The sequence below is a fragment of the Rheinheimera sp. EpRS3 genome, from assembly GCF_001513785.1.
GTDB lineage: Bacteria > Pseudomonadota > Gammaproteobacteria > Enterobacterales > Alteromonadaceae > Alishewanella.
Window position 1 is genome coordinate 228,964 of the sequence record NZ_LNQS01000001.1, and the last position, 13,210, is coordinate 242,173.

Here is a 13,210-nt window from a genome sequence, read left to right on the forward strand (position 1 = left end):
GCTGACGCTATAAAACAAAAAGACCCCGGGCGGGGTCTTTTCTGCGGGCTGTTTACTTATTTAAGATGGTCTTTTAACTCGCGGCCGGCCTGGTCTAAAGCATCCTGTACTGCCGGTACATCGCTTAACACATTCAGCAAACCAAAGTCGTGGATCATGCCGTTGTAGCGCACTGTGGTTACGGTTACACCGGCGGCATTCAGATGGCGGCCATAAGCTTCGCCTTCATCACGCAGCACGTCCATTTCTGCTGTTTGGATTAATGCCGGTGGTAAGCCCTTTAACTGCTCAGGGGTAGCACGCAGTGGTGAAGCATAAATGTCGTTACGCTCTTCCTGACTGGTGGTGTAGTTATCCCAAAACCACTGCATCATATTGCGGGTTAAGAAATGGCCCTCAGCATAAGTTTGATACGAGGTATTGTTAAAGCTGGCATCGGTTACCGGCCACAGCAGCAGTTGGAACTTCAGCGCTGGCGTACCTTCTGCTTTGGCCTTTAACGCCACTACTGCCGCCATATTACCGCCCACGCTATTCCCCGCTACCGCTAAACGGCTGCCATCGACGCCAATCTCTTTACCATTCTTTGCCACCCATTGGGTTGCCGCATAAGCCTGGTTAATCGCGGTTGGGTATTTCGCTTCCGGTGACGGGGTGTAATCGACATACACCGCTACGGCACCCGAGCGCTGTACTAAGTCACGGATTAAACGCTCGTGCGTGGGAAAATCGCCCAATACCCAGCCACCACCGTGGAAGAACATAAAGGCCGGTAACGTACCTTTAGTGCCTTTTGGTTTTACAATCACCAGTTTAATGCTCTGGCCATCGACTTTAATGGTTTTTTCGCTGACATCTGCCGCTGGCAAAGTAGCACCTTGTTGCGCCCCCACCAGCACAGCACGGGCATCGGCTACTGATAACTGCTCCAGTGGCTTACCGCCGCCCTGGGCTAAGGCATTTAAAAAGCCCTGGGTCTGAGTTTCAACACCCGGTGAGCCGGCGGCAAACGCATTGCCGATACTTAAGGCTAACAGGCTGGCTGTGATAACTGTGTTTAATGTTTTCATGGTAGAGCCCTCAATCTATTCAGTTCGTTTATGTTCGTTTAGTATCAATATCGGTTCAGTGTGCCGTATTAGCGGCAGTTATTTCGTGGTGGCCGTGGCTGCTTCAACAATCAGCGCGGCGACTTTATCCGGGTGAGATGTCATCACCACATGAGACGCATCCGGCACTTCAACGATTTTTTTCGCCTTAGCCCGCTGTGCCATAAATTTCATTGCTACCGCCGGAATATTCTTATCGGCAGTGCCATAAATGGCCCATGACGGTACTGTGTGCCAGGCCGGCTTGCCGGCAGCTTCGGTTAATGCCAATTCAGTAATAGGGCGCTGGGTAGCGGCCATCAGCACGGCGTCGGCCGCCGGTACATCGGCAGCAAACTGCTCACCGAATTTGTCTTGTTGGATGTATAAGTCTTTATTGCCGTCTTTTAGTATCACCGGCGCTGCCAGGGTCGGGCCTAACGTGCTGCCTGGGTAACGGCCAGACAATTCCAGTACTGTTTCGCCTTGCTCCGGGGCAAAGGCGGCAACATATACCAGGGCGGTAACATTAGTGTTGTCCTGTACAGCGTTGCTGATCACCGCACCACCGTACGAGTGACCAACCAGTACAACCGGGCCGCTGGTTTGTTTTACCAGGCTGGCAACATAGTCGGCATCGCCACTTAAACTGCGCAGCGGGTTAGCAACGGCAACCACCGGGTAGCCTTGTTGCAGCAGGTTAGCGGCTACGCCATTCCAACTGGATGATTCAGCAAAGGCGCCATGTACCAGTACTACAGTGGGTTTTTCTGCGGCAAAGGCGGCACTGCTTAATGTTAAAGCTGTAGTAGCAACAGCAGCGGCGATGTGGCGAAATTTGAACTTAGTCATAATGTATTCCTGTTCAGTTAATAATGTTTTCGTTGGTTAACGTCATGCCTAAAGTGGCGTACTGCTTAGCTGCATTCAGTTGCAAGCGTTGGGAGTATATTAGGCGGTTAATCTTGTCTTTTGGCGTCATATTGTCTAAATTATGCTGCAGATAGTCTAAATGGAGCTGGGTATGGACAGGCTTTCAACCTTATTGGCGCAATTTGGTATGCACGCAACAACATTTTATGCCGGCACTTTTAGTGGTGAGCTGGCCTTTGACGCACAGGAACGCAGTGGCAAGTTGTATTTGTTTAATACCGGCAAGGCACGCTTGCATATAGCCAAGCAGGAGATTGTTATCAGCCAGCCGAGCCTGCTGTTTATTCCCCGGCCCTGTAAACACCAGTTGAGTGCGTCGGCGACAGACAATACCCAGCTTGTTAGTGCGGCGGTAAGTTTTGATGGTGGCCTGGATAACCCGTTAACCACGGCTTTACCCGATTATATGTTGCTGCCTGTCAGTGAATTACCCATTCTGACCGACAGCGTATTGTGGTTATTTAGCGAAGCTGCAGAGCAAAACTGCGGTAAAAATGCGGTATTAAACCGGCTGTTTGAGCTGGTGATGATCCAGTTGCTACGCCATGTTATGGCCAATAGCAGCATGTCATCCGGTATGATGGCTGGCCTGGCCGATTTACGCTTAGCCCGCGCGGTTACGCTAATGCACGACCAGCCGGCCAAGCCGTGGTCGGTGGGCGAACTGGCCAGCGCGGCCAGTATGTCGCGCGCCAGCTTTGCGGCGCAGTTTCATAAAGTGGTAGGCAAAACCCCGGCCGACTACCTGCTAAGCTGGCGCGTGAGCCTGACACAAAAGCGCCTGCGCGAAGGGCGGCCTATTGCGCTGATTGCCGATGAAGTGGGCTACGAAAGCCCATCCGCGCTGGCGCGGGCATTCAGGCGTAAAACCGGCGCCAGCCCCAGAGAGTGGCTGCAACAGCAATAGTGCTGCCTGGCAGTTAGTTAAAGTCTTGCTCCGGTATTTCCGGCTCAGTTAAAAGCGCCAGCAATTGCAATGACTCCTGCCAGCCAGCATAGCAAAACTCCAGCGGTATTGCCTCGGGTATGCCGCTTTGTTCAATATTCAGTTCAGTGCCACACAGTACCGGCTTTAACCGGATGGTAACCAGCATCTGGCCGGGTAGGCTTGGGTCATCAAACTGATCGTTATAGCGGATCAGCTCGTTTGGTTTCAGCTCAAGATAAGTGCCACCAAAGCTGTGGCTCTGGCCGGTATTAAAATTGGTAAAACTCATTTTATAACCGCCGCCCACCCGCGCATCCATGCTATGCACCTTGCCGGTAAAACCATGCGGCGGTATCCATTTCGCCAGCGCATCGGCATCTAAAAAGGCGCGGTACAACCGCTCTGGTGTGGTTTTTATAACCCGGTGCAGTATTACGGTATTGCCTGACATAATTAACCCCCTGTGTTTAACGCATTAGTTTGACGTATCACAGCTTAGTCGAAGTAGCAGGGATGATTTCGACAGGTGGGGAGAAATTTGTTTACCGGTAAATTAAATGCAGAGGATCTGGGCGTTATACAAAAGCCGGAAAAATCCGGCTTTTGTATGGAAGCTGAAACTAGTTACACAATATCATCGAGCGCTATGCCAACATCGGCTTCAATGCGTTTGTACTGCGCTTTAACTTCAGCATAAAGCTGACTTACTTCCATTAAATACTCTTCGTAATCAGCACGGTCACGTAAGGTTTCATTGGTCAGTAGTTGTTCGTTATACCTTACCGCATCACGCAGCGCTTGCACCAACAAAGGTGCTGCGGCATTTGAAATTTCAATCATTTTGCTATCCTTTTCAAGCCCTCCAGACTAAAAAGACGAGCCACCCATAAACTCTTCCAAGATATGATGGTTTTCTTTTTTTATTTTAGATTTTTCAATGTGTTTTAGAATGTTATATTTCTTGACCAAGGGTGCCATTTTTTCTTCACCGAATTGGCTAACGGAATTGTAAAAAATCAGGCAAAGCTCGAATCTAGATAGCTGCGCGCGCAGAAGGTTGGCGTAAAAGACTTTATTTTCAATTTGCGCAGTTTCATCGACAAGTTTAATAACGTGGTACAGTACGCGGAAATATTGCCCCAAGTCATCACCATTTTGACTCTCATAGAATTTTTTATACTCCTGTTTAATTCCACCAATCTCATGGCAACTTGGTTTGAAAGAAAAATCGGGTAGTTGGCTACTTCGCCCAGATCCTTGCATAAGATAAAAACTTACGAAATGGTCGTACTTTTTCTCCATCGCATGTCTGCCGAGGACAAGCCTGTCTTTACTACCATGTGACACTTCCTTTCTACATGCCTCTAAATGTTTGAGTAAGTTAAAAAAAGTATTCTCAAACCGTTGTAGTGCGAGGTTTTTATCCTGAGAGGTGAGGGCATCAGCTGACCGGCTAACCTCATTTCGAGTTAGTGCCAATTCTTGGCGCGAAAGTGCAAGTTCCTCTGAAGACATCTCCAACTGCCTTGTTTGCAATACGATGGTTAGAAGCAGAGCTATGAGTGCTAGAAAGCTGAACAGCGGATTTAAAGTGCCGCCGACAAAATCACCAAACGAGCCCCAAACATCTTGTTTATCTGATAATTCACCCTGAAACCAGAGAAAATAGAATGAGAGTACCGTAAGTGCTAGCAATGAACCGATAGCAGCAATTAACAAAACCGATTTCGTAACACGTTTTGAGTCAAACTTGCTCAACTATCTTTTCCTTCATATAGCTTTCTTTAAACCCAATTTTTCGAGTGTAAACCAACGTTAAATGCTCTTAGCTATCAACTCGGCCTTTAGCAGTCCACCTTTGGTTAGCAGCTTGGCTGAGAAGTTGGGGCGGCGTTTGGCTTTGTAAGCATCGTAAATTTGCTTTAAGCCTTCAGCTGTTAACAGTGAAATATTCACTTCGGTATCCATCTCTGCAGATTCGATAAAGTCCTGCGAGAAGCTGGGCGCGATGATAAGAACCTGTGCCACACGCTTTCCCTGATTTTCGCAGCGATTTACATAAGCTTTTATTTGTCTGGATGTCGTGGAGTATTTGGCAAAGTCACCATTTTTACAGGTCTTGGCTTCGCCGATAATAATGTCATCGTCGCTAATAGAAATAATAATGTCGGCTTTGTCTTTCGCTGTGTTAATTGATTTTCGCAGCTCTTCATCAACGACCAGATCAAGCTGTTCCAGAATCGTTTTCGTTGCTTCTTCAAATTTCACACCAACGTCAGTTTCATTAATTTCAATGCCGACAGCTTTAAGAGTGAGCAGGTCACGCTTAGCCAGCGCGGCATAATTTTCGATCAGTTTATCGTTGGCGTTGGCAAAGGCTTCCAGAATATTGGACCTCGGATTGCCTTTTTTAGGCAATTTCAGATTGTCTCGTAACTCCTTTACTTCGTCATTAGTCAGCAGGTACAGCACATCGTGTGGTGTGATACTAAGAGCCCTTAGCCGCTCGACATTGAGCTCCTCGTTTTCCTCCAGCTCATACTCTTGCCTGATGCGCTGGGTCAGTGTTTCCGGGTTGCCTGCTGCATCCAGCCCCTGGAAGTTCTGCACCAGAGAGTCGAACATCTCTTTATAACCGGTTGCGCTAATGGCATCAAACTCACGGTCGGCTGCAGTGTTCAGGCTTTCCAGAATCACGTCAATACGCTCATCCACCGTGAAGCCGATTCTTTCTGCGTCGATATCTAAATCCGCTATTAACTGCTTCAAACGCTCTTTACGTTTATTCTGGTTGTCGGCGTCGTCATATAGATCACGCGATAGCATATCCCTCACAGCGATGCCGGAATGCAGAATAGTGCTGATTTTTTCGCCCCGGCTAACGCCACGGATCCGCTTACCGTAGCTTTTTAAAATGTTAGATAGTTCCGCATCAGACAGCACCCGTAAGATCCGCAACAAGTGCTTATCGGCCAGCTCTTTGCCCTGGATTTGATTTAACACGGCTACCACTTCGTCTGGGATAAAGACTTCCGAGCTTTTGCGATTTATGAATATGACACCCATATCACGTAGCTCCTGTAAGCAGTTGTCCACGGTCTGCTTGACAGCTTTAATTGGCTCTGACAGGTGTTCAATTGCAACCAGTTCATCGTGGGAAATTTTCAGGTGGTGCGCCAAGGTATTCAGAATACTGCGCTCATCATCAGTGATATTGGCTTGGCGATTAATTTTCTCATCGTTTTTATAGGCGATGTGCAGGCAGTCGCGGAAAATCTTTAATCGATGGGCATGACCATAGTCCTCAGCCAGATTACTCTCGATATCCACCTGAATTTGCCGTGCCAGCGTATCTAATGTTTCCCACTCGCGCGCATAAAGTTGTTCAATCCATGAAATACGCGCTATGCCATTGCCATCACGGGTGAGGATATTTACCAGTAGCGCCATTGATGCGTCACACAGAGCCAGCTTTTCTCGCACGGAGTTTTTATATTGTGTAGCAACAGCATTGAAAAGGTGAGTAATCTCGCTGCCTGAAGCATCTTTAATCTGGCGGTTTACTTTGCCCAACGCTTGTGAGAGCACTTCATCTCCGGGGCCGCAGATGAACAAAGCTTATCCAGGCAGGTGATGAACTTAGATTTTTCTATTTGGTTTAGTACAGACAGGACATGACTCAACTTCATAAGACTTCCTTTTCTTGTTGTTTTGCCAAATGAAGAGCTTCTTTCAAAAGTAATTGAAGTTCTTATTGTTTATTTGGATGCATCGAGTACCCAATCTAGAACATAACCTGTAGATGCGCAACTTTACGTAGCATGAGCAACTGGTAAACAGCATTTATATGCGGGGCCGCAATTTTTGTGTTCAACGATATTGCGCAAGCTCTTCCTGAATTTGCATAAACTCCTGGCGGGTGTTGGGTTGCAGCTCGCTCAATGCTCTGGCGATATTGACCTGCATGGTTACTTGCGCGACTTCTGCAATTTCTGTTGGTACTGTTTTATTTTGCTGCTTGGCAAACCAGTTAAGCACCTTGGCCAAATGCCAGATACTGCTGCTGCCGCTGTGCAGTGGAGCAGGAAAGCTTTGAGTATGATTTAGCATAAGTTTACGCATATTTTGCCGGCTAAAGCCGAGTAGATCGGCGATGTCGCTTAAGCCAACTAAATCAGGTGTGGCTTCAATTATGGCTGCGTTTGGAATGGCAGTTTTAACGTCTTTAATCGCAGAGGTTATCGCCGCAAAAGCACTGTTGGCTTCGCGGCTAAATTGCAGCGCGATACGGCCTTGCTGGCCGATACCAATGAGGGCGTCGTCACAGCCTGCCTGTGCCAATTGCTCGATGTAATTTGCTGGATCCTGATTAGCATCGGGCAAGGCAAACTTTAAGGTAAACTCATATAATGTCATCTGCTTAATCTTCAAAGTTTTGGGTTCGTTGTGCGGTGCAGTTATCTACCACCCGTTTAACTTGCCTGGCATGGTTAGCTGGATTTTTTGGTGTACTCCAGATGCTGGCAATACAAAATTCACCACAGCGGCAGTTGGTGTCGTTATAAGGGCAATACATTCTCCCCCAGGCATGGCTGCCCCCTACATCAATAACCCAGCCGTGCTGTTCTGCATATTGCAAAGCGTCTTCAATGTCTTTTTTAGGATGCTTTTTCCGTGGCACGTGTAATCCTCGTTGATTCTAGTTGCGCCTCATTTGGTTGTCAAGTGACAACCAAATGAGGCGCTGTTGTCATGTGTTTTTGTTAATTTAAATTTATTAAATTGTATTAGTGTTTGCTTTGTGTAGATTAGCAGCGCTGTGAACATGTGCAATGAACTACCTGATCAACTGCGCTAAGTTGACTAAAAACCCTGCCTAACCCTATTGCTGGCGCTGATACAACCAGCCAGAATAGCGCTACTTTGCTGTTGAGGTGGTTATGGTTAATCTGGCCCTGCTGGGTGCTTTTATTCCGACATTTTTATTTGTCTCGGTAACACCGGGTATGTGTATGACACTGGCGATGACATTGGGCATGAGCCAGGGCGTGCGGCGTACCTTTTGGATGATGTGGGGCGAAATGCTTGGCGTGGCATTGGTAGCCGTGCTGGCCGTGTGCGGCGTAGCGGCGGTAATGCTGCAGTTTCCGGCTGTGTTTCAGTGGTTTAAAGTTATTGGTGCTTGCTACCTTGGCTATATTGGCCTGCAAATGTGGCGCGCTAAGGGCAAGCTGGCGTTGCCTAAACCGGGCGAGTTGCCGCCACTGATGGCGCGGCGTACCTTATTTAGCCAGGGTTTTATTACTGCGGTGTCGAACCCCAAAGGCTGGGCTTTTCATATGGCGCTGTTGCCGCCGTTTATTGATACTCAACTGGCGTTTTGGCCGCAGTTATTAGTGCTGGTGGCTATTATTGTGCTGCTGGAATTTTTATCTATGCTGCTATACGCCAGCGGCGGTAAAGCGCTGGCACTGTTTTTTGGCAAAGCAAACCGGGTGCAGTATTTAAACCGTATTGGCGCCAGCCTGATGTTTGGCGTGGCGCTGTGGATGTTGTTGGGCTAACCCTGACAGGAAGCGTTTTTAACGTGTTGATGAGCCTGGCGCTTTAGCGCTGCCCAAACCGCCACTGAGCACAAGCTGCAAGGCTTCAGCGGGTTTCATGTCAATGTTCCGCGTGCAGCTACGGGGTATGATAATGGTATAGCCACCAACGTTGTATGCCATTGGAATAAATACCGCCAGTTGCTCTTCCTGCATCAGCGAAGACATTCGATCATGCGGCTGGCCGCCTTGCTTGGTAACAATGCCAATTAACTCAATTTCAGACGAAGGTAACTTCACCATTACCACCGAGCCGTCGGTAAAGTTTTTGCCTGACATCACATCAATAATGTCCTGCAGCATGCCATACACCTGCTTGGTGCCGGGCAGCTTCATTAAAATTTTGCCGGGCACCTGCCACAGCCAGTTAAAGCTTGGCCAGCGTGAACTGTAGCCAATGGCAGTGCATACTAGTAAAAAACCCAGTATTGCCATGCCCGGCAGATACCATTCACCCGGCAATACCACTTGCAACACCGGGTTCAATACCGTTTCAACCGTTAACAGCAACCAGCGTAGTAGCTCGATAGTGATAACCAGTGGCAGAACAATTGCCAGGCCTTTAAATAAACTTTTAACAATGATTTTCATCAGGTTCTTATCAGGTTTTAGTAGTGCAGCTAAACAACGTGGTTGCAGCATAACAGTTATGCAAAGCGCTGCGCCAGCACGGGTATTATCTTGGCGTATAACCTGCTGCCAGTTTATCCAGTGTTACCTCGCCAAAGCGTTGCAGCACCAGGGCTTCTGCTTCTTGTAATACATCATCAATTGCCAGGTTTACCGCTTTTTCTATCGGGCAGTTATTGTGCTCGTCAGTTAAGCCTATGGTAAATAACGAGCTTTCACTTAGCGAGCGGTGAATATCCAGCAGCGTGATCTCGTGTAGCGGTTTGGCTAACGTCCAGCCACCGCCATGGCCTTTTACGGCGCTGACATAACCTTGCTCGCGCAGCAAAGACATAGTGCGGCGCACCACTACCGGGTTGGTGTGCAGCATTAGCGCCAGTTGGTCTGATGTAACGGCCTGTTGCAGCTGATGCAAATGCACCAGCACATGCAGCATGCGCGATAAACGGCTGTCTTTTCTCATTAGTTACTCTTTAAGCGCTGTAATGGCGGCTATTCTACCGCAGTTTTAAGATACTTTTAGTGTTACAAAAGTTGTTTTTATATCTTATGTAACTTATGATGTTTCTTAAGGTTGCGGCTTAAGGCATTGCCGCTTAATACACTCGTCGTTTAATAAAGGCGCTGCTTAATACAAAAGTGAGGTACACAGATGATATGGGATGCAATAGTGATAGGTGGCAGTTTTGCAGGGCTTTCGGCGGCTATGCAACTGGCGCGCGGCCAGCGCCAGGTGTTGCTGATTGACGCCGGTGAGCCGCGTAACCGCTTTGCGGCGCAGGCGCATGGTTTTTTTGCTGCCGATGGCGCTGAACCCGGTGAGTTACGCGGCCGGGCCTGGCAACAGCTGCTGGCGTACCCCACGGTGCAATTCCGGCAAAGCCGGGTTAGCAGTGCGCAAAAGCTGGCCGACGACAACTTTTGTATCAAGGATGAAACTAAGCAGCAATATCAGGGCAAGGCGTTGATCCTGGCAACCGGGCTTACTGACACCTTGCCGGATATACCGGGTTTGGCGCCGCGCTGGGGTAAGTCGGTTATTCATTGTCCGTACTGTCATGGTTATGAGTTTCGCCAGCAACCTATAGCTGTTATTGCCGCCGGCGAGGGATCGATACATCAGGCGGCTATTTTGCCGGACTGGGGCCCGGTAACTTATTTTAGCCAGGGTAAGTTTATGCCAGACGCTGAGCAACTGGCGTTGCTGAAGCGCCGTGGCGTAACGCTGGAGCATACTGCCGTCACGGCGGTAGAAGGTGAAGGCTTTGATATCAGCTATATGCTGTTGGCAGATGGCCGCCGTGTGCCGGCAAAGGTAGTGTATGTGGCACCGAAAACGGCCTTTGGCCATACGTTGGCGCAGCAACTGGGCTGTGAGCTGGAGCAAGGGCCGGCTGGCGCTTACATTAAAACCGATGCCATGCAGCTAAGTTCGGTAGCCGGTTTATTTGCTGCCGGTGATATGGCCAGCCCGATGCATAACGGTATGCTGGCCGCAGCCGCCGGGGTTAAAGCCGGTGCGGCGGCGCATCGTTATCTGATGTTAGGTTAACCGGGCTCTGTTTGCTCAACCGGCTACCTGTTTTCCAGCCGGTTGTAGTCCAGCCAGCCGCTGTCTACCGGATGCCGGCGCATAAACAGTTGGTTAAGTTTATCGCTAAAGGCCCAAAAATCGGCTGCGCTGCGCCTTACACCAAAGTTATCCAGCAGTTTGGTGTAATCCTGCTCGCTGCTTATTTGTTCTGCCTGCGCTACCAGTTGGGCTAAATCAGCTTCTTGTACCCGCCAGAATGCATTGGGGTAACTGCCCAACAGGCCGTGCACTAAGGTCATATTATCCTGTGCCGGGTTGCGGTTGTTTTCTTCGGCAAACAGGCTGTTTACATTAAAATGGGCACTATTGCGTACAAGGGTAAACAGTTCGGCGTCTTTGCCATTTTCCGGCTGCAGCATGATCATGGTCAGTTCCGGCAGTATGGCGGCGCTTTGGCCCTTAATCTGGCCAAGGCGTTGTAATAGTGCTTTGCTTTTATTACTAAGCGTGCTGTTTTGCAACTGGTAGCGCTGTGGCTGTACGTCAGCTAAATGCTGTTGCAGCAACTGGTACAGTTCGGCTTTAGGTGTATCCGTTTTAAAGCGGATACCGCTTGGTTGGTTAAAGGGGTTTATATCGCCTTCAATAAATTTAGTCAGCTCAGGGCCGGATTTCTGGTACCAGTCTTTAAATTCGCTGCGGCGTATGTCTGGCGGTAAAAAGGCCAGAAAGTTCGACTCGCCCTCCATGCGTAAAAAGTCCATATACAGCCGTGTCATCAGTTGGTGGCCATAATTGCCGTATACGTCAAAACCGGCCACCAGTAAGTAGTGAATACGCTCCAGCAGCACATAGTCGATAACCCAGGCGGTTTTCGGTGGCTCGCCTATCAGGCCTTTTACCACGGTAGCGTTATCAAAATGGCGGAATACCGTCAGGCTGGCATTGTGGTTATTACCGTCGCCATTCCAGATACCGTCGGTGGTAAGGTGCTGGCCATCTTTTAGGGCGTTATTCATAAAATTGCTGCGGGCTCTTAAGTAATTGCCCTGGCGCTTGGCGTAGGCCAGCCAGTTTGCTGCCATGGCGCTGCTGTTATCTTCTGCCGGCAGGCGCAAATTATTCTGCTGCGACAGGTAAAATGCTTCTACGTCGCTTGCGGTGGCCAGTTCCGGATCAACAAAGTACACCCAAAAGTGATCGTTTATCACGTTCAACGCTACCTGGCCACGGCACACCGGGCCTTTGATATAACCCATAATGGTGTTTTCGGCCCGTTCCAGCATAAAACGGTAGCGCGCATTAACCGGCAGTTGCACAAAAGCCGTAAGCGGGTTGGCGGCAACTTCAGGCTCATAGCCCGGTAATGCACTAACCTGATAGTCGGCCTCAACAAACCATTGCTGCCACTTGGCCAGCAAATCGGCGTTAATGTCGTAAGGCTGATGGGTTTTATTAACAAGGGTAGAAACAACCGGCTGCAAACGGTAATACACCCGTTTTACGCCAGGGGCATCAAACGGGCGACGAGCGGCAATAACCTCTACCGGCTTACCGGGCGGTGTTTTTGAGCGCACCAAATTATAAAACTGTGGCCTTTGTTGCTCAGTGTGCAGTGCACTGAAATACAGATGCGAGGTAAATAAATGCTCGTAGATATACCGTGCGCTAAGTTGCATGTTCAGGTTATCGGCATTTAACCACTGTTCAAGCTTATTGACTTCAGCCAGTTGGTCGTCGGGTAGTGCTGCGGTGTCAGGCATAGCGGCGCCTTGTGCCAGCCAGTTAAGCAGCAGTTGGTGTTCTTCTGTGCTTAGCCCCGGCAGGCCGTAGGGCATACCGGCAAGTGGCTGGCTGGCAGCGTAATGCTCGAACTCTTCGGTGGTTGGGCAATGCTGCTCGCGGTTAAGGCTAAAATCAAACTGTTGCGGCAAAATTTTGCTGTCGGGTAGTGGGTGTTGTTGTTTAAGTAGCAGTAACTGCGCCAATACCGATGCCTGCGTATTGGCTTCGGAGCTTTGTTGGCGCTCATTTAATACCGGATAAAAACCACGTTCGCGCCATTGTTGTGGCGTAACCGCATCGATAAACAAGCGGTTAGGTTGTGCTGCCAGTAAACGCGAGCCTTCGTATACTTTTTCTTTGCTGGCTCCGCGCTCAATGCCAGCAACTGACGTCATATTTAGCTGGCAGGGCGAGTCGTAACAGGCATGGCATACCACACAACGGGCCTCGATAACCGGTTTAATATGCTTGTTGTAATGATCGCTCAGCAGATTGTCGCTGGCAGGTGCTGCACGGTTAGTTACTGCGGCCTTGCCGTATTGTGCATCTAATTGCCGGCTGGCCAAGGCAGCACAGCCAACACAAACGAGTACTAAAATAATAACCAGGGTTTTGCGTGATGTGGCTGTCAAATGCATGTTTTCTCCGCAGGGCCACGCTGTTTGGCGGGCATAATCGGCCAATACTAATGCCAGATGCCGGCGGATGC

14 protein-coding genes are annotated in these 13,210 nt (G+C 49.2%); 3 read left to right on the plus strand and 11 right to left on the minus strand.

Annotation, left to right across the window (positions count from 1 at the left end; all coding sequences use genetic code 11):
- Window positions 1–56 precede the first annotated feature (56 nt).
- On the minus strand, window positions 57–1,070 hold the full coding sequence (locus AR688_RS01000; RefSeq protein WP_068227926.1) for an alpha/beta hydrolase: 1,014 nt from the start codon (window positions 1,068–1,070) through the stop codon (window positions 57–59).
- Window positions 1,071–1,148: 78 nt separating this feature from the next.
- Window positions 1,149–1,940, minus strand: coding sequence for an alpha/beta fold hydrolase (locus AR688_RS01005; RefSeq protein WP_068227928.1), 792 nt, complete (start codon window positions 1,938–1,940; stop codon window positions 1,149–1,151).
- Window positions 1,941–2,112: 172 nt separating this feature from the next.
- Between AR688_RS01005 and AR688_RS01010 the strand changes: the two genes are divergently transcribed.
- On the plus strand, window positions 2,113–2,928 hold the full coding sequence (locus tag AR688_RS01010; protein WP_068231013.1) for an AraC family transcriptional regulator: 816 nt from the start codon (window positions 2,113–2,115) through the stop codon (window positions 2,926–2,928).
- A 13-nt stretch (window positions 2,929–2,941) separates the two neighbouring features.
- Here AR688_RS01010 and AR688_RS01015 read toward each other — a convergent pair whose 3' ends face one another.
- The 6 genes from AR688_RS01015 to AR688_RS01040 all read right to left on the minus strand — a co-directional run bounded on the left by AR688_RS01015 (window position 2,942) and on the right by AR688_RS01040 (window position 7,630).
- On the minus strand, window positions 2,942–3,400 hold the full coding sequence (locus AR688_RS01015) for an SRPBCC family protein (protein WP_068227930.1): 459 nt from the start codon (window positions 3,398–3,400) through the stop codon (window positions 2,942–2,944).
- Window positions 3,401–3,573: 173 nt separating this feature from the next.
- The gene (locus AR688_RS01020; protein WP_068227932.1) at window positions 3,574–3,789 is read right to left on the minus strand and encodes a hypothetical protein; all 216 of its coding nucleotides are present in this window, start codon (window positions 3,787–3,789) and stop codon (window positions 3,574–3,576) included.
- Between the two features lie 27 nt (window positions 3,790–3,816).
- A complete protein-coding gene (locus AR688_RS01025; RefSeq protein WP_068227934.1) occupies window positions 3,817–4,707 on the minus strand; it encodes a putative phage abortive infection protein in 891 nt (296 codons plus the stop codon).
- 57 nt (window positions 4,708–4,764) lie between these two features.
- Complete coding sequence (locus tag AR688_RS01030) at window positions 4,765–6,537, minus strand: hypothetical protein (RefSeq protein ID WP_197412076.1); 1,773 nt, start codon at window positions 6,535–6,537, stop codon at window positions 4,765–4,767.
- Between the two features lie 282 nt (window positions 6,538–6,819).
- Entirely contained in the window at window positions 6,820–7,365 is a 546-nt protein-coding gene (locus AR688_RS01035) for a helix-turn-helix transcriptional regulator (RefSeq protein WP_068227936.1), read from the minus strand.
- Between the two features lie 4 nt (window positions 7,366–7,369).
- Window positions 7,370–7,630: a hypothetical protein gene (locus tag AR688_RS01040; RefSeq protein WP_068227937.1), complete on the minus strand. Its 261-nt coding sequence runs from the start codon at window positions 7,628–7,630 to the stop codon at window positions 7,370–7,372.
- A gap of 259 nt (window positions 7,631–7,889) precedes the next feature.
- On the opposite strand from AR688_RS01040, the gene AR688_RS01045 reads away from it, so the two are divergent.
- Window positions 7,890–8,513 carry a LysE family translocator gene (locus tag AR688_RS01045; protein WP_068227940.1) on the plus strand — a complete coding sequence of 208 codons (624 nt, stop codon included), beginning with the start codon at window positions 7,890–7,892 and terminating at the stop codon, window positions 8,511–8,513.
- Window positions 8,514–8,531: 18 nt separating this feature from the next.
- On the opposite strand, the gene AR688_RS01050 is transcribed toward AR688_RS01045, so the two are convergent.
- Together AR688_RS01050 and AR688_RS01055 are read right to left on the minus strand one after the other, a co-directional pair.
- On the minus strand, window positions 8,532–9,143 hold the full coding sequence (locus AR688_RS01050; RefSeq protein WP_068231016.1) for a DUF502 domain-containing protein: 612 nt from the start codon (window positions 9,141–9,143) through the stop codon (window positions 8,532–8,534).
- An 85-nt stretch (window positions 9,144–9,228) separates the two neighbouring features.
- The gene (locus AR688_RS01055) at window positions 9,229–9,645 is read right to left on the minus strand and encodes an RrF2 family transcriptional regulator (protein WP_068227942.1); all 417 of its coding nucleotides are present in this window, start codon (window positions 9,643–9,645) and stop codon (window positions 9,229–9,231) included.
- A 189-nt stretch (window positions 9,646–9,834) separates the two neighbouring features.
- Here AR688_RS01055 and AR688_RS01060 point away from each other — a divergent pair, with 189 nt between their 5' ends.
- Window positions 9,835–10,734 carry an NAD(P)/FAD-dependent oxidoreductase gene (locus AR688_RS01060; RefSeq protein WP_197412077.1) on the plus strand — a complete coding sequence of 300 codons (900 nt, stop codon included), beginning with the start codon at window positions 9,835–9,837 and terminating at the stop codon, window positions 10,732–10,734.
- Between the two features lie 23 nt (window positions 10,735–10,757).
- Here the strand turns inward: AR688_RS01060 and AR688_RS01065 are convergent, their stop codons facing one another.
- Entirely contained in the window at window positions 10,758–13,139 is a 2,382-nt protein-coding gene (locus AR688_RS01065; protein WP_068231022.1) for a fatty acid cis/trans isomerase, read from the minus strand.
- Between the last annotated feature and the right edge of the window lie 71 nt (window positions 13,140–13,210).

Excerpts from the sequence above, each read along its gene's own strand:
- AR688_RS01000 (WP_068227926.1), bottom strand. The coding sequence starts at position 1,070 with ATGAAAACATTAAACACAGTTATCACAGCCAGCCTGTTAGCCTTAAGT.
- AR688_RS01005 (WP_068227928.1), bottom strand. The coding sequence starts at position 1,940 with ATGACTAAGTTCAAATTTCGCCACATCGCCGCTGCTGTTGCTACTACA.
- AR688_RS01010 (WP_068231013.1), top strand. The coding sequence starts at position 2,113 with ATGGACAGGCTTTCAACCTTATTGGCGCAATTTGGTATGCACGCAACA.
- AR688_RS01015 (WP_068227930.1), bottom strand. The coding sequence starts at position 3,400 with ATGTCAGGCAATACCGTAATACTGCACCGGGTTATAAAAACCACACCA.
- AR688_RS01020 (WP_068227932.1), bottom strand. The coding sequence starts at position 3,789 with ATGATTGAAATTTCAAATGCCGCAGCACCTTTGTTGGTGCAAGCGCTG.
- AR688_RS01035 (WP_068227936.1), bottom strand. The coding sequence starts at position 7,365 with ATGACATTATATGAGTTTACCTTAAAGTTTGCCTTGCCCGATGCTAAT.
- AR688_RS01045 (WP_068227940.1), top strand. The coding sequence starts at position 7,890 with ATGGTTAATCTGGCCCTGCTGGGTGCTTTTATTCCGACATTTTTATTT.
- AR688_RS01050 (WP_068231016.1), bottom strand. The coding sequence starts at position 9,143 with ATGAAAATCATTGTTAAAAGTTTATTTAAAGGCCTGGCAATTGTTCTG.
- AR688_RS01055 (WP_068227942.1), bottom strand. The coding sequence starts at position 9,645 with ATGAGAAAAGACAGCCGTTTATCGCGCATGCTGCATGTGCTGGTGCAT.
- AR688_RS01060 (WP_197412077.1), top strand. The coding sequence starts at position 9,835 with ATGATATGGGATGCAATAGTGATAGGTGGCAGTTTTGCAGGGCTTTCG.
- AR688_RS01065 (WP_068231022.1), bottom strand. The coding sequence starts at position 13,139 with ATGCATTTGACAGCCACATCACGCAAAACCCTGGTTATTATTTTAGTA.